Source organism: Acidobacterium sp. S8 (assembly GCF_009765985.1).
Taxonomy (GTDB): Bacteria; Acidobacteriota; Terriglobia; order Terriglobales; family Acidobacteriaceae; genus Alloacidobacterium.
In genome coordinates this window covers 167,053-182,805 of the sequence record NZ_LMUM01000028.1, presented here as the reverse complement: position 1 = coordinate 182,805, position 15,753 = coordinate 167,053, and the positions used below count along the sequence as shown (strand labels likewise).

The following is a 15,753-nucleotide window of genomic DNA, read 5'->3' as shown; positions in this document are numbered from 1 at the left end:
AAGTCAGCCGATAACCGTGACTTCCCGGGGTGTTTTCATCTTAGCTCAGAACAACAGCTTCAAGGCGAATTGAATCTGTCTCGGATCGAATGGGGCATCGCGAGTGGATCCAATTTCACCGAAGGTCGAACTGGTGAAGTTGGCCGAGTTTCCGACGGAGGTGACACCGTTGCCGCCGAAGTTAGGAGCATTGAAGTTAGGATGGTTGAGAATGTTGAAGAACTCTGCCCGGAACTGCATGGTGAACCGCTCAGTAATCGGGAAAGCCTTAAAGGTTGAGAGAGTGAATTGACGGAACGGCGGTCCGTAAGTCGTCGAAGGACCAGCGCCGAGAATGGCAGAACCGGTTAAGGGGAAGCATCCGGCGGTGGGAGCATTTCCCAGCGGGCACGGCTGCTGGAAGGCATTCGGATTCCCAAACCAGCTAAGCTTTCCATTCGAATCGGTGTGCAGCCCAAGCTTCGGACTTTGACCGGGGACCTTCACATCATTGCAACTGGTTCCAGAGGTGGTTCCGGTCGGGCAACTGAGCGAAAGGGGTTGGCCGCCCTGGATGGTAACAATCGTGTTGGCACTCCATCCACCGAGGATCGCATTTGCCAGTCTGCCGGAGTTGGCCATATACGCCTTACCCTTGCCGAACGGCAGTTCGTACCCGCCGCTCAGATGGAAGACGTTACGGACATCGAAGTCGGCCAGTCCCCAGTCAAAACGAGGACCAAGTCCGGGTACCCAGGGTGCACGATACCCGTTTGTGCTGCCGCCGTTTAACAAGTCGCCTGCGTCCGAAAGCGTTTTTGAATAGGTATAGGCGACGAGGTAATTCAAACCGTTCGAGAACTGCTGTTCCAGTTTGGTCTGCAGGCCGTTGTAGATGCTGCTTCCGATGGTCCGCTGATAGCTGCCGCCCGTTCCAAAATCATGGAACGGCACGTAGGGCGTGATGCTGGTGTTTGCCGGAAGAAGCTGCGATACCTCGTTGTTGCCGATGCCTGCCTGAAGTGCGCTGCCGTCAGTAAGCACGTATGCTACCTGCGCGGACAAGGTATTCGTCAGGGCGTATTGGACACTCAGGTTGGTGCTGAAGGTGCGGGGTGTCTTGTAATTAAACTGCAGTCCCTGGAGACTCAGGCCTGCAGCGTTGACTGCCAATGGAGTAAAGGCCGCGCAGCTGAGACCTGAACCGATGGTCGCACTGCCACCCGGACCTGCCGTTCCGCATGTGCCATAAGGGTTAGGTCCGGAGCTAAAGGGCGCTGAATCCGTTGTCCCTTTGAAGTCAAAGTTGTAGACGAATGGATAATTCTCTCCAATGTTAGGTCCGTAGCCCTGGTTTTCAAATGCGTTGTAGAAGAGGCCGACACCGCCGCGCACTACAAGTTTCGGATCTACTTGATACGCAAAACCGAAGCGTGGCGCAAAATTACTATGTTGCGTCTGAACCAGCGATTTTCCGTATTTGTCGGTGAGTCCGAGCGCAATTCCGTCCTTGGCAAGCAGATCGAGGAAGCCCTGACCATTGAGAGCCGGATTGTTTGCCGTCGAGGATAGAGACCTGTCGGCTTTGCCCGAAGCTGGGAGAAGGAACGTGGGAACACCGTTTGGAGGACCGTTTTGAACGAAGTTAGCCTGTGCTCCGTTTGATTCGGAGATCGGGCTGAAATAATCCCAACGCATGCCAAGGTTGAGGGTCAGATTCGGAGAGACTTTCCAGTCGTCCTGGAAATACGCGGCGAAATAATTCCTCGTATCGTAAGTCTTGCTGATGTTTGAGGCATGCACTTCATTCGCGCCGCCTACGTAATCCACACCGTTTGCAACAGTTGCAGCGGTTGGAGTAATGAGAAGCTGCGCGCGGCCTGTCTGATCGCCGCCCTGGCCCGGGACACCTGCGTAGTTGCCGTTGAAGTCAAATTCGCCACGGGAGTATGCAGGCTGCAGCGTGTTGAAGTGTACGTCCTGGTATTCGATACCTACTTTGAAGCTCTGGTTTCCGTAGATCTTGGTAAAGTCATCGGTGATTTGGAGGGTTTGGCTGACTTCATCGGAGGGGAGGAAGTCATTGCTGCCAAGTTCCTGCAGTCCCTGGATGACAATTGCCGGCAATCCACCGTTGTCAGAGCTCTGCGGGACGCCATTGATTCCGAATTGAGCGGGAATACCCTGTGTGCTGCCCTCGGGGCCGAATCGAGTGGTGTGAAGGTGGTTGAAGCCTACGTGCGCTACGTTGATCGTGCTCGGCGAGAAGACATGGGTGTATCCCACGACGGCCTGTTCCGATGTTGCGCCCTGCAGACCCTGCTGGAAGCCACCACCGTCGGCGATGCCGCCAAAAATGCCGGGAATAAATTGCGGGTCATCCACGTAGCTGAAGCGGACGAATATCTGGTCTTTTTCTGAGGGGTTCACATCTCCGCGAATGTCATAGGCGTTGCTGTGTTCGAACAGACTGGGGCTCGAAGTAAAGTTTGTACTGAACGAGCTGTTGGTCGGTGTCGGATAGAGATTCATGAGCTTGATGGCGTTCGCGTCCAGGCGGTTGGCCGGGATTTGGTTCAGGCCGCAGCCACCAAGCGTAAAGGTCTGGGTACCTGCGGGGCATGTGCCGAACGGATCACGAACAAAGACGGTATCGCCGCTCGTATTTTGAAAACCTGAGACGGGATCGATGGCATGGGGGCCGACTGACCGTGTTGTCGCCGGATCCAGCACGGTGCCGTAGGGGATGGATCGGCCAACGGCGTCAGTTCGCGGCGCACCATTCTGACCAGTGATGAGGTCGGAGAGATCGGTGAAACCGCTGTTGCGCTCCGTCAACGTTGGTACGCTACCGGGCAGTACAGTTCCCTGCACGCGACGGAACCCTTGATAGTCGCCGAAGAAGAAGATTTTGTTCTTGACGATCGGGCCTCCGATGGAAGCGCCGAACTGATTCCAGCGCAATTCACCCTTTTTGATTCCGGCGTTGTTTTCAAACCAGTCCGCAGCATCGAGCACGTCGTTCCGGAAGAACTCCCAGGCTGCACCGTGGATGCTATTTGTTCCCGACTTGATGGTTGCGTTCAGCACTGCGCCTGCGGAACGACCGAGTTCAGCACTGAAGTCCGCTGTCTGGACCTTGAACTCCTGGATCGCGTCTAACGGCGGAAGGATGACGAAGTTTGTTCCGTTCAGGAAGTCGACGGCGTTGGAGTTGTTGTCGATGCCATCGAGTAGATAGTTGTTTTGTGCTGGGCGCAGACCGTTGGCGGTGAAGGCACCGGAGGCTGCATTGCCTCGGGTGTCGGCTTGCGGCGTGTTCACACCGGCGCCGAGCTGCGCCAGGAATGTGAAGTTACGACCATTCAAAGGCAGGCTGTTCACTGTGCGTTCGTTGACTACCTGACCGACTGAAGCTTCACTCGTCTGCAACTGCGGTGGCGCGGTAGTGACCTCGACGGTTTCAGTCGCGGCGCCCAACTTCAATTGGACGGGGACCTGCAGTCGTTGGGCCACGTTCACTTGTAAATTCTGCTGGGTAGTAGTTGAGAAGCCACCGGCAGTTACAGTCAAGGAATAATGCCCGATTCTGACCGGTGAAAAGATGTATTGGCCATCGCTGTTCGTCGTGGTCTCAAGAGACAGACCGACATCAGTATTGAGGAGCGTGACCTTGGCACTGGGAACGACGGCACCGCTGGCGTCTGTAACCGTTCCGGAAATGGCGCCTTCGTCTACCTGACCGAATAAGGACTGGCTCTGTGCCAGAAGAAAGAATAAGCATGTGAGGGTTATGTAGCTAAGAAATCTAAACGAGCGTGAGCTCTTCGATTTACGACCCATGGAACAGCCTCCCTGTAATGACATTCATCGGTTTAACCCAGTGACGAATCGGTACATCTGCTCGCTTTGAGTAACCGGTTACATATACGTATCTTTGTGCTTTAAGTCACTTTGTCATTGCGGCGAGGAAGGTAGCATCGTGAATTGTTCATTGTCAACTGAAATTATGACAATGCTCTAAACCGCTGGGTGGAGAACTGTTTCGTTGGCGATGCAAAGTGTGATTTCACGAAAATTTTTCTGAGATGACCTCTGGGACTGAAACTCGCAGCCTGTTGACGATTTTGGATCGGACCCACCTTAGTGCTAGCATGCAAACGCTGAGCACCCACACGAGGACCTGTAGAGGATGTCGCGTCACCAGAACGAAAATCATTCCCTGTCTCGACGGACACTTCTAAAAGGCATGGGTTTGGCGCCGCTGCTTTTGCGTGCGGCACCCTTTCACGGATCGTCATTGCTTTTCGGGCCATCAGAATTCTTAGCAGAGCAGAATCACACCTTCCCTTTTTCCGAAGTTCGCCTGACACCGCACTATCCGGCAAGATCTCCTCTGGAAGATGTCCTTCGCCTTGTCACTCCGGGCCTGGATGAATACATCACGGAGAAATATGCCGCTGAAATTCAGTCGCTCCTCAAACAATGGAGCGAGACTCTCAAGGCATCCGGCGTCCGCGATCTTTCCGTTCTCGCAAAGTTGCTGGCTCCCTCAATCGAAGCTTCTCCGCTCGTTCCCGTAAGCGAGATCGCGCTGCGTGCCGGAGGCGGCATCGATATCAAGAAGCGGCGATTTGCTGCCGCTGCCACTTCCGGGCCTGGGCGATTTCTCAAGGAGGTTCACTCATGGCTGGGACAGGGTTCGCGAGTGGAAGCAGCGGAATTTGAGATTACCGGAATCGAAGAAATCGCGAGTGCTCCACTGACGGTTCGGCTGGATATTCGATATGACATTGTCGCCAGCCTGAGCGATGAGCGGCGCGAGGAACGTGTTGGGTTTTGGCGCACCGAGTGGCTGCGCGATGCCTCCGAGGCGTGGAGGGTGAGGAAGTGGGAGGCCAGCGAGGAAACTGTCAGTGCCATGCGCGGGGCCGCTTTTGTGGATGTCACAGCTCAGGCACTGAGAGGAGTGGAGTCATACGAGAGCCAGATGCTTCGCGGCACCGATTACTGGCGCACGGTGCTGGACGGCGCATGCGGCATCGACATTTACGGCAATAACGGAGTGGCGGCGGGCGACTTCGACAATGATGGCTTTGACGATCTGTATGTTTGCCAGCCGGCAGGATTGCCCAATCGGCTTTACCGCAATCGTGGTGACGGAACTTTTGAGGACGTAACGGAAAAGGCCGGAGTTGGCGTACTCGACAACACAGCATGCGCCTTATTCGCAGATTTTGAGAACAAAGGCCGACAGGATCTTCTTGTGGTTTGCGGCAATGGGCCCTTGCTCTTCCTGAATCAAGGAGACGGAACTTTTTCGATCAAGCGCGATGCTTTCAAGTTTCAGCATCCACCCGCCGGTACGTTTACGCACGCGGCTGTAGCCGACTACGATCGCGATGGACGTCTTGATATTTATTTCTGCCTGTATAGCTACTACCTTGGTCTGGACCAGTATCACTATCCGGTGCCCTATTTCGACGCACGGAATGGTCCGGCAAATTTTCTGCTGCACAACGAAGGCGACGGGACTTTCGTAGACAGGACTGAAGCGGCAGGGCTGAATGTGGATAACAACCGCTATAGCTTTGCGTGCGCGTGGGGCGATTACAAGTCCAATGGACTACCCGACCTTTATGTGGCCAATGATTTCGGGCGCGGCAATCTTTATCGCAACAACGGAGACGGGACTTTCACCAGCGTCTCAAAGGAAGCTGGCGCGGAAGATGTGGGCGCGGGCATGAGTGCCTGCTGGTCCGACTTCAATAACGATGGCAAGCAGGATATCTACGTTGCGAATATGTGGTCGGCGGCAGGACAAAGAATTTCTGCGCAGAAGAGCTTTCACGAAAAGGCTCCGGACGATATTCGCTCGTTTTACCGCCGACATGCGCGAGGCAATGCGCTGTATCAAAACCATGGGGATGGAAAATTTCAAAACGTCGGCCAGCAAACCGGAGTCGAAATGGGCCGATGGTCATGGTCGTCGGACTTCTGGGATTTCGATCATGACGGTTATCCGGATCTCTACGTCTCCAATGGATACATTTCGGCGCTAGAGCAACGCGATCTCGCAAGTTTTTTCTGGCGGCAGGTGGTGGCAAAGTCGCCTGACGACGATACGCCGTCGCTGGCCTACGAGCATGGATGGAATGCGCTCAACGAATTGATTCGGTCGGATACTTCCTGGAACGGCTATGAGAGAAATGTGATGTTTGCCAATAACCGCGACGGTACGTTTTCTGAGGTGTCAGGTGTGGTTGGGTTGGATTTTCTCGAAGACAGCCGGTCCTTTACTCTCGCCGATCTCGACCATGATGGACGTCTGGAGGTCATTCTTAAAAACCGGAATGCGCCTCAATTGCGGATTCTGCACAACGCGATGAAGGACCTTGGTCACTCCGTTGTGTTTCGTCTGCGAGGGACGAAAAGTAACAACGATGCCATTGGATCTGCGATTACCTTAGAGGCGGGAAGTTTACGCCAAACGAAATACTTACAAGCTGGATCTGGTTTTCTTGCGCAGCACTCCAAAGAGCTTTTTTTTGGAGTTGGCAAGGAAGAAAAGATACGGGCGACCGTTCGCTGGCCCAGCGGGCTTACGCAGCAATTCGAAGATCTCCCGGTGAATCAACGAATTGAGATTGTGGAAGGTTCCGCTACATTTCAGGCTAAGGCATTCGCGGCGCCGAGCCCTCTTTATGCGCAGGCAGGGCCAGCGCAGAAGCCTGAGTCATTACCCTCCACAGTGGAGACGTGGCTTATTGAGCCGCTCAAAGCGCCGGAGTTTTCTCTGCCTGATCTTGCCGGTGACGTACGGGAACTCCGATCATTACGGGGTAATTTTGCGCTTCTCAATTTTTGGGCGACGACCGCGACGCTCAGTCGCGACCAACTGAGAGTTCTGCAACAGCACAGTGCAGCGTTCGCCGCCAGCCATTTGGAAATTCTGGCTATCAATGTCGATGGCGCGAATGATGTCCAAACGGCAAGGTCGTTCGCTGCACAGGAAAAATTTTCCTTTCCGGTTCTTTTTGCGACCGAAGATGTGGCCGGGACTTATAACATCATCTACCGCTACATGTTTGATCGTCGCAGGGACCTTGGTATTCCAACGTCATTTCTGCTGGATAGAGAGGGTATGATCGTTAAGGTTTACCAGGGACCGATCGATCCGCAACGCCTGCTTGAGGATGTGAAATCTGCGCCGACTACGGCTTCGGAGCGGATGCAAAGAGCGATTCCGCTGGGTGGGAAGCTCTACCAGAGCTCGTTTTCGCGCAACGATTTTACTTACGGCGTGGCTATGTTCCAGCATGGTTATCTTGAGCAGGCGGCGGAATCTTTTCAGCAGGTGATTGCCGCGAAGCCGGACGATCCTGAGGGCTATTACAACCTGGGAACTCTTAACCTGAGAAGAAATAATTTTGCGGAGGCGCGCCGCTATCTGGAGCAGACTTTGAAGCTGCGTCCAAACTATCCGGAGGCGTGGAACAATCTTGGAATGATGGCGGCACAGGAAGGCCGCGCGGATGAAGCCATTCGAGACTTTCAGCAGTCGTTAAGTCTGCGACCGAGCTACGGGATTGCACTGCTAAACCTGGGGAATGTCTACCGGAGGCAGGGAGCTTTCGAGAAGGCGCAAGAGTGCTTGGGTCGCGCTCTTGAACTGCAACCTGACGATCCTGAAGTGAATTACAGTCTCGGCATGTTCTATGCACAGCAGAACCAGATGCAGAATGCGGCGGAGTATCTACAGAAAGCAATTGATCTGCGTCCGGATTATCCAGAAGCGTTGAACAATCTTGGTGTTCTCTTTGTGCGGGAGCAGAACTACGCGAAGGCAGAGGAGCAATTCGAGACTTGCATTCGTCTTGTTCCGAATTTCGATCAGTCTTATCTCAATCTTGCCCGTCTTTATGCGTTGCAAAACAACAAGGAAAAGGCAAGAGATGTGTTGCAGCGGCTATTGACCATACAGCCGCAGAATCCGAGCGCGAGACAGGCTCTGGGAGCTCTGCAATGACAGCTTTGTTTGTTCTGACTGCATACGCACGTGTCTGCTCTATGGTCTCCATAAGGGCGAGTTTCTGCCTCTATAATCATCGCAATCTATGAATTTTCCGCGGCGGCGCTTTCTCGGCTCATCCCTTTTTGTGCTTGGCAGTACGTTGACAGAAGCTCTTGCAACTCCACTCTGGAAATGGAGAGATTCTGCCCTTGTCGAGGCTGCCGTATCGAATTCCGCGCCATCTCCGGTTCAATTCGAGAACGTGGCTCAGCAGGCGGGGCTGAGTGCTCCCAATGTTTGGGGCGGCGTCGATCACAAGCGCTCGATCATTGAGGCTAAGGGCAGCGGGCTGGCTTTTTTCGATTACGACCACGACGGATGGCTGGACATCTACGTCACGAATGGAGACCGGCTCGATACCCATTGGCCGAAAGGAAAAGCGCCTACCTCGCATTTGTACAAGAACAACCGCGACGGCACTTTTACCGATGTCACGGAAAAATCAGGATTGGGGCGTACTGGCTGGCAGACTGGCGTTTGTATCGGCGATTACGACAACGATGGATGGGACGACTTGTTCTGCTGTTTCTGGGGACACAATGTGCTTTTCCATAACAACGGAGACGGCACCTTTACTGACGTTACCCATAATGCCGGCCTATATCAGGAACAAGTTCGCTGGGGCGCAGGATGTACGTTTCTTGATTATGATCGCGATGGCCATCTTGACCTGTTCGTTTGCAATTACCTCAAGCTCGATCCCGAAACAATTCCTCCCGCGAGCGATACAAAATTCTGCCAGTGGAAAGGTGTGCCGGTGATGTGCGGGCCGCGTGGGCTTCCGGCTGACACAAATATTCTTTATCACAACAACGGAGACGGCACTTTTACCGATGTTTCGGAGAAGTCAGGCATCCTGAAACCTGGCCCACGATATTCGATTACAGCGGTCTCTTACGATTTCGATAACGATGGATGGCCGGACATTTATGTTGCGGTGGATTCCGAGCCGAGCATCCTGTTCCAGAATAATCATGATGGCACTTTCACCGATATCGCCATCATGGCTGGCTGCGCCTACAACGATAATGGCCATGAGCAGGCAGGTATGGGCGTAGCAGTGGCTGATTACGATTGCGATGGCTGGTTTGATATTTTCAAGACCAACTTCGCCGATGACACCTGCAACCTGTATCACAACAACGGCGATGGAACTTTCAGCGATGTGACCTTTCCTGCGGGCATTGGCGTCAACACAAACTATGTGGCGTGGGGCTGCGGCTTTATTGACTACGACAACGACGGTTGGGCGGACATCATGCAGATCAACGGACACGTATATCCGGAGATCGACAGCTACAATTTCGGCCAGACTTTCAAGAATCCAAGACTGGTTTACAAAAATCTCGGCAATGGCCATTTCAAAGATGTGTCAGCAGGAATGGGGCCGGGTATCAGCGAGCGTTTTTCCAGCCGGGGGGCGGCATTTGGCGATTATGACAACGATGGGGACATCGATGTTCTGATCTTGAACATGAACGATCCACCATCGCTGCTTCGCAATGACGGCGGTAACAAACAAAACTGGATCAAGATCAAGTTGGTAGGAACCAAATGTAATCGCACGGCCATTGGGGCGCGAGTGCGGGTTACGACGGGCAAGCACACTCAGATGAATGAAGTTCACAGCGGCACGAGTGTCATGTCACAAAGTGACCTGCGTCTTCACTTCGGTCTTGGAATGGGTGAGACCGTGGACGCGATCGAAGTGAAATGGCCAACGACACAGAAGGTCGAACGATTCACGCAGGTCAAGGCGAATCAGATACTGACGATTCGTGAAGGCGACGGCATCGTAGGGAACTTTAAGCCGCGCACGACGTAAGGCGCGCTGCTATTTCTTCTGCAAAGCATCGAGACCCGCCTGAGCGATTTGCTCATCAATCTCAGACTTCGCACCGCTCGCGGCGATTCCGCCGAGAAGCTGGCCATCTATGCGAACCGGCAGGCCTCCCTGATTTGGGAAGAAGTTGGGAAAGGCGAGGACTTCGGTGTTGCCTTTCTTTACCGCATCTGCTCCATCTTTCGACGGGCTACCGTAAAAAGCAGCGTGCCGAGCCTTCTTCTGGGCGAATTGAATTGTGTTAAGCGATGCGCTCTCACCTTTTTCGAGGAAGAGTAAATTGCCGCTGTCATCGACAACGCAGATGGTTACGGAGACGTTCAGCTCCTGAGCTTTTGCTTCGGCGGCGGCAACCATAACTTTGATGGTGGCCAGGTTCAGATATTTCTTGCTTGGAAGATTGTCTGCGTACATGGTCATAACAGGAATCAGTAGCGCGGCGAATAATTTGAACATGGGAGGCCATCGTATCAATTGCCTCGACGATCGCCAAATGAAAACATCGAGTTTTCTCAGGTGATGTTTAGCTTTCTATAACTTCAGTGAACGGATGGGTCGGCTGGCTGCTTCTGAAGCACTACCAGGAACTGTTTGACTTCCCGCCGCTGGCGTTCGATGTCAGCTGCTTGTGACTTCTCTATCTCGTCGTGAAGTTGGAATTCCTGCTGGGCTTTCGCGGCCTCACCGGTCCGGTCGTAAGCGACACCCAGTCGATAATGAGCGTCGCCCATCTGAGGGTTGGCTTCGATGGCTTTTTTATAAAAGCTGATTGCTTTATCAAAGTCTCGGCGGGTGAAGTAGAGAATTCCAAGTTGAAGGTAGGCGTCACTGCATTGCGCGTCTATCGTCACCGCTTTGGTAAGCAGGGTTTCTACCTGTTGGATGACCTCGGGGGACGATAATTGTTCCTGCCGTTTCCAGATGGCCATTGCATAAAAGTAATTGGCGAGGGCGTTTTCGGGCTGCTGCTGTACGAACCGCGCCAGCTTTTGCTCAACGCACGGCAGTGGCGCAGGTGCTGCCATCTCGATCTTGCCCATGAAGATGTAGGGCTCGGGATCTGCCGGATTCAAGTCTGACGCATCGCAGAGGCGAAGGGCCGCTTCATCATAGAGAGCACCGGCAAAGAGAGCGGTACCCAGCGCGGTGAGCATTCTGGCCGACTTTGGGTATGCTTTAACGCCATTCCGAAAGACCGCGGCGGCTTGCCACACAGCGCGGTGCAGCAATAACTCCGAGCCCCACGCGAAATAATTCTCTTCGCTTGGATCCAACCGAGCGGCCTGCTCGTCTTCATGGACGGCGGCCAAGGGATCGTCCAGTTTCTCATCGAGTTCACCCAGCAGACGATGCAGGTCTGCGCTGTCGGCGGTCGCCAGTAATTTCTGGATGTGGTCACGGGCCTGGGCGAAATCGCCAGCTCCCCTATAAGCCAGCGCCAGATCGTATTCATTGCCGTGGTTTGCGGGGTCAATCTGGTATGCGGTCTGAAGCGGCGGAATGGACTCGCGATATTTGCCGGCGTGGAAATAGAACTTTCCGAGTTGATGGTTTGCCTCAAAACTTTGCGGAGCGCTGGCGACAGCGGCGCGGAGCCTGCTTTCAGATGCATCTATAGTTGCGCTGCCCGAGGAAGCTGAGAGGTTGGGCGTTGAGCCTTCCGGTTTGAGTGTGAGAGTCTCACGTGTGAGAGCTTCGCTGGTTCGCAGGCTGGCGTCTGATCCATGGCCGCCGACGGCCGTCCAATCTGTGACTCCGGCTACGGTAAAGTTTGGCTGATCGGCAAATGCCATGGCCTCAGCGGAGGATGGCGATGTGGCGCCAGCATTGGCAGGGGCTACATCTGAAGGTTCGAGGATCAGATTGATTGGTTCCGGGATTGCCCGCGCTGAAGCAGGGCAGGTAACGGCACGACTTGTTAAGCCGTTCTTTTCTGCCTTGATGAGATAGGTCCCATATTGAAGATCCTCAAAGGCGAAGATGCCTTCCGGGGTCGTTGTCGCCACGACGTCTGGACTTCCCTGTTGTCCAAGATGCACCGATGCGCCGCTCACGGGCTTGCCGGTTGAATCGATGACAGTCCCGCGGATTTCGATTTTATGCGGCTGCTGCGCAACAGCCACAGGAATCGACATACTTATAAAGGCTGCAACGATCAGAAGAGCAAACCGGAGACAACAACGATTCATGGTTTCAGACGAATGCCGCAATTTGTTATGACCCATTCACGAAGTAGCCCGATTTTACTATCCCGGGAATTGATCGTGTTTGGCAAAGACATTCGTCGCCAGAATACGCTGGCCGTTTTTTGATTGGCTATTTGCCGGTTTCTTCCAAAGGCTTGAGATCGCCTAAAACAGTCGGTATCAGCTCCGAGACGGTTGGGTGAATGTGGACGGCCCGTTGCTGTGTCGTGTAGGGAGCGCGTGCATACATGGTGTCGAGGATGCAGTGGACGGCCTCATCGCCTCCCGTGCCGAGTATCGATGCGCCGAGGATTTGTTTAGTCTCTTCATCGACAAGAATCTTCATGAAGCCTGCGGTCTCTCCCTTTTCGACGGCGCGGCCTACTTTGGTCATAGGGCGGGTGCCGATGAGGGCTTTCTTTCCTGACTCGCGGACCTGTTTTTCTGTCATGCCGCATCGACCAAGTGGCGGATCGGTGTAGAGTGCGTAGGCAGTGATGCGATCGCTGACGCGTCGCGGATCATTGTCGAGCAGATTGGCGGCTACGATCTCGAAATCGTTATATGAGGTATGGGTGAAGGCTCCTTTGCCGTTGCAATCGCCCATGGCCCAGATACCGGGAACATTGGTTCGCAACTGATCATCTACTTTGATATAGCCGTGCTCGTCGACTTCTACGCCTGCGTGCTCGAGGCCGAGATCATCTGTGTTTGGTCTGCGTCCGACGGCCAGCAGAATATGCGAGCCCACGCTGGCGGCACTGTCTTCATCGCAAGTAACTGCGACGGCAACGTCGGAGCCACTTTTCTCCAGCCGGATACACTCTGCATTCAATCTGAAACGGATACCCTCCGCCTCAAGGAATTGCTTGATGGTGGTTGAGACATCTTCATCTTCATGAAATGCCAGACGCGGTCCTTTCTCGACAACGGTGACTTCGCTGCCGAAGCGCCGGAAGATCTGCGCAAATTCGAGGCCGATGTAACTGCCGCCGACGATGATGAGGTGCTTCGGCAGAGTTTCCAATTCGAGGATGCCGACGTTTGTGAGAAACGGAACGGTATCGACGCCAGGAAAGTCCGGCACGATGGCGCGGCCGCCTATGTTGAGGAATATCTCGTCTGCGGAGATCAGCTCATCTCCCACGCGAATTTCATGAGCCGATTCGAAGCGGGCGTGCTCGTGGTATACTATGCAATTTTCCATGCCACGGAGCCAACCTTCGACGCCGGTACGAGACTTGCCGGAGACCTCGTCTTTGCGTTTCATGACGGCCTTCATGTCGATGGAAACGTCTTTCGCAATGACGCCGTATTCGTTTGCGGTACGCGCCTTATGCGCAACGTAGGCGCTGGCGACCAGTGTTTTTGTAGGAATGCAGCCGGTATTGACGCAAGTACCTCCGAAGAGCTTGCGCTCGATCATGGCGACCTTGCGACCGGACTGGGTAAGCCGCCCGGCCAGCGAAGGGCCGGCCTGACCAGCCCCGACGATGATGGAATCGAATTTTGTAGGCATTAGATATGAGTCACAATCAAAATACCACCGATGATGGCGATAGCATCTTCGATGAGCGCTGCGGGCAAATCTTTGCCTCCGAATGCTTTGGCGAGCATGCCGCGGAAGGTCGCTCCACCTAGCGTGCCTATCACCGCGCCGATGGCTCCGGCGATGAGACCCCCCACCAACGATTGCTGCGATGCGCCGATGGCTGCACCAGCGAGCGCACCCATCACAATACGAGCGATGAACGAAGGAGGAGCTTTCCGGCTGGGAGTTTTAGGAAGCTTATCATTCACCAGTTCGCCAAATGCGGCGACGGTGAAAATCCAACGTGTGACCGGATGGGCAAGAAAATGCAGAGGGGTGCCGTCCAGATGTATCAAGCCGAGACCAGCAGCCCAGCTCACTACGGCCGGAGCTGTCATGGCGCGCAGCCCGGCGATGATTCCAATAAGAAGAGCGAATACCAGGATCATTCAGCTTTCCTTTCATAAGACGTAATCGTTGCAGATGATTGAATGCCTACAAAGAGTGGCAGCAAGAAGCGCCGGCGGTGTGCGATTCCAACTAGGCCCTGACGACAGATCATTATGAAGCATAATCGGGCCGCACCTTCGAAGTATTTTCTACTGCGCCAAGAGAGGGCATGCCTGCGGGCATGATGCGCTCCATTGCCCGGCTCATGTAGAGTTATTTCGCACGTAATTTTGCTGTCGTGCGCATTGTGATCCCGTAAAGAGAGACACGCGGCTCCGACGGCGCCCATTTAGTTTGATCGGCATCAACAAAAAGGAGCATGGATGATTACTCGACGTGAATTTCTCGACACGCTGGCCGTAGGAGCTGCAGGCATGGCGATCGGGACAACGGCAAAGAGCTATGCGCAGATACTAGGATCGAATGAGCGGTTGAATTTTGCCGTATTCGGCCTGAACAGCAGAGCCTATGCTCATCTTTCATCGTTGAAAGCCAATAAGGACTCGGCCCGCATTTCGCATGTGTGTGACGTGGATACCACGATCCTTGAGAAATTTTCCGGCAACGTACAGAAAGAGCTTGGCTACGCGCCGGCGACCGGACAGGACTACCGGAAGGTGCTGGCCTCAAAAGATATCGATGCGATCACGATCGCCACTCCCGACCACTGGCACACTCCATTGGCCATTGCGGGTCTGCAGGCCGGCAAGCACGTTTATGTAGAGAAGCCCTGCAGCCACAATCCGGCAGAGGGCGCGATGTTGATTGATGCGCAGAAGAAATACGGAAAGCTGGTGCAGATGGGCACACAGCAACGGTCTTCCAAGCACACCATTGAAATCGTGAACAAGATTCACGATGGGCTGATTGGCCGCGCCTATTTTGCCAAGGCATGGTACAGCAACACGCGCAAATCTATTGGCGAAGGGAAAGTGGCTCCGGTTCCTACAACGCTCGATTGGGATCTGTGGCAGGGTCCGGCGCCGCGACGGCCTTACAAGGACAATCTGCACCCTTACAACTGGCACTGGTTCCGCATATACGGCACCGGCGAGGCCTTGAACAACGGAACGCATGAAGTGGATGTCTGCCGCTGGGCTCTTGGTGTGGATTATCCCAAGCGCATTACTTCTTCCGGCGGACGCTACCAGTTCAAGGATGATTGGCAATTTTATGACACGCTTGTCACGAGTTTTGAATACGACGACAAGCTGCTTACCTGGGAAGGTAAGAGCTGCCAGGGCATGAAGTATTACGGTCGCGACCGCGGATCGACCATCATGGGAACTACAGGCACGGTGCTCGTCGATCGCGATGGCTATGAGATATACGATCTGCACGGCAAGAAGACGGATGAGTTCAAGGTTGGCAGCACCACCAGCTCTTCCGACCTGACGGGGCGCGACTCGATGACGGACGACCACTTTGCCAACTTTATTGCGGGCATACGCAAGGGAGAGAAGCTGAATGCTCCTATTGAGGTTGGAAATGTCGCAGTGACGATGCTCCAGCTTTCGAACATTGCATGGGAAGTAAACCGCGAGCTGAAGATTGATTCCAGCAATGGACACATCATGGGCGATGCGGAAGCGATGAAGGGCTGGTCGCGGGATTATGAGAAGGGCTGGGCTCCTCATATTTAGTCAGCGATACGATTAGGGAGCAGCGGTTATTGCTGCTCCCTTTTTCA

Annotated in this window: 8 protein-coding genes; 3 read left to right on the top strand and 5 right to left on the bottom strand. The window is 54.1% G+C overall.

What is annotated here, in order from left to right:
* Nucleotides 1–45 precede the first annotated feature (45 nt).
* Nucleotides 46–3,822: a TonB-dependent receptor gene (locus tag GSQ86_RS12595; RefSeq protein ID WP_158750295.1), complete on the bottom strand. Its 3,777-nt coding sequence runs from the start codon at nucleotides 3,820–3,822 to the stop codon at nucleotides 46–48.
* A gap of 349 nt (nucleotides 3,823–4,171) precedes the next feature.
* Between GSQ86_RS12595 and GSQ86_RS12590 the strand changes: the two genes are divergently transcribed.
* Both GSQ86_RS12590 and GSQ86_RS12585 read left to right on the top strand, forming a co-directional pair.
* On the top strand, nucleotides 4,172–8,008 hold the full coding sequence (locus GSQ86_RS12590; protein WP_158750294.1) for a tetratricopeptide repeat protein: 3,837 nt from the start codon (nucleotides 4,172–4,174) through the stop codon (nucleotides 8,006–8,008).
* 88 nt (nucleotides 8,009–8,096) lie between these two features.
* On the top strand, nucleotides 8,097–9,878 hold the full coding sequence (locus GSQ86_RS12585; protein WP_158750293.1) for a CRTAC1 family protein: 1,782 nt from the start codon (nucleotides 8,097–8,099) through the stop codon (nucleotides 9,876–9,878).
* 9 nt (nucleotides 9,879–9,887) lie between these two features.
* Here GSQ86_RS12585 and GSQ86_RS12580 read toward each other — a convergent pair whose 3' ends face one another.
* The 4 genes from GSQ86_RS12580 to GSQ86_RS12565 all read right to left on the bottom strand — a co-directional run bounded on the left by GSQ86_RS12580 (nucleotide 9,888) and on the right by GSQ86_RS12565 (nucleotide 14,062).
* On the bottom strand, nucleotides 9,888–10,352 hold the full coding sequence (locus GSQ86_RS12580; RefSeq protein WP_158750292.1) for a heme-binding protein: 465 nt from the start codon (nucleotides 10,350–10,352) through the stop codon (nucleotides 9,888–9,890).
* Between the two features lie 83 nt (nucleotides 10,353–10,435).
* The gene (locus tag GSQ86_RS12575) at nucleotides 10,436–12,031 is read right to left on the bottom strand and encodes a tetratricopeptide repeat protein (protein ID WP_254062344.1); all 1,596 of its coding nucleotides are present in this window, start codon (nucleotides 12,029–12,031) and stop codon (nucleotides 10,436–10,438) included.
* A 181-nt stretch (nucleotides 12,032–12,212) separates the two neighbouring features.
* Nucleotides 12,213–13,601 carry an FAD-containing oxidoreductase gene (locus GSQ86_RS12570; protein WP_158750290.1) on the bottom strand — a complete coding sequence of 463 codons (1,389 nt, stop codon included), beginning with the start codon at nucleotides 13,599–13,601 and terminating at the stop codon, nucleotides 12,213–12,215.
* On the bottom strand, nucleotides 13,601–14,062 hold the full coding sequence (locus GSQ86_RS12565) for a DUF4126 family protein (protein WP_158750289.1): 462 nt from the start codon (nucleotides 14,060–14,062) through the stop codon (nucleotides 13,601–13,603). Before GSQ86_RS12565 ends, GSQ86_RS12570 begins: the two co-directional genes overlap by 1 nt.
* A 324-nt stretch (nucleotides 14,063–14,386) precedes the next feature.
* Here GSQ86_RS12565 and GSQ86_RS12560 point away from each other — a divergent pair, with 324 nt between their 5' ends.
* Nucleotides 14,387–15,706 (top strand): Gfo/Idh/MocA family protein, encoded by a 1,320-nt coding sequence (locus GSQ86_RS12560; protein ID WP_158750288.1) that lies wholly within the window; start codon nucleotides 14,387–14,389, stop codon nucleotides 15,704–15,706.
* Nucleotides 15,707–15,753 lie beyond the last annotated feature (47 nt).

Bases quoted from the DNA above. Each gene is read 5' to 3' on its own strand.
- GSQ86_RS12595 (WP_158750295.1), bottom strand. From the start codon at position 3,822: ATGGGTCGTAAATCGAAGAGCTCACGCTCGTTTAGATTTCTTAGCTAC.
- GSQ86_RS12590 (WP_158750294.1), top strand. From the start codon at position 4,172: ATGTCGCGTCACCAGAACGAAAATCATTCCCTGTCTCGACGGACACTT.
- GSQ86_RS12585 (WP_158750293.1), top strand. From the start codon at position 8,097: ATGAATTTTCCGCGGCGGCGCTTTCTCGGCTCATCCCTTTTTGTGCTT.
- GSQ86_RS12580 (WP_158750292.1), bottom strand. From the start codon at position 10,352: ATGTTCAAATTATTCGCCGCGCTACTGATTCCTGTTATGACCATGTAC.
- GSQ86_RS12575 (WP_254062344.1), bottom strand. From the start codon at position 12,031: ATGTCGATTCCTGTGGCTGTTGCGCAGCAGCCGCATAAAATCGAAATC.
- GSQ86_RS12570 (WP_158750290.1), bottom strand. From the start codon at position 13,601: ATGCCTACAAAATTCGATTCCATCATCGTCGGGGCTGGTCAGGCCGGC.
- GSQ86_RS12565 (WP_158750289.1), bottom strand. From the start codon at position 14,062: ATGATCCTGGTATTCGCTCTTCTTATTGGAATCATCGCCGGGCTGCGC.
- GSQ86_RS12560 (WP_158750288.1), top strand. From the start codon at position 14,387: ATGATTACTCGACGTGAATTTCTCGACACGCTGGCCGTAGGAGCTGCA.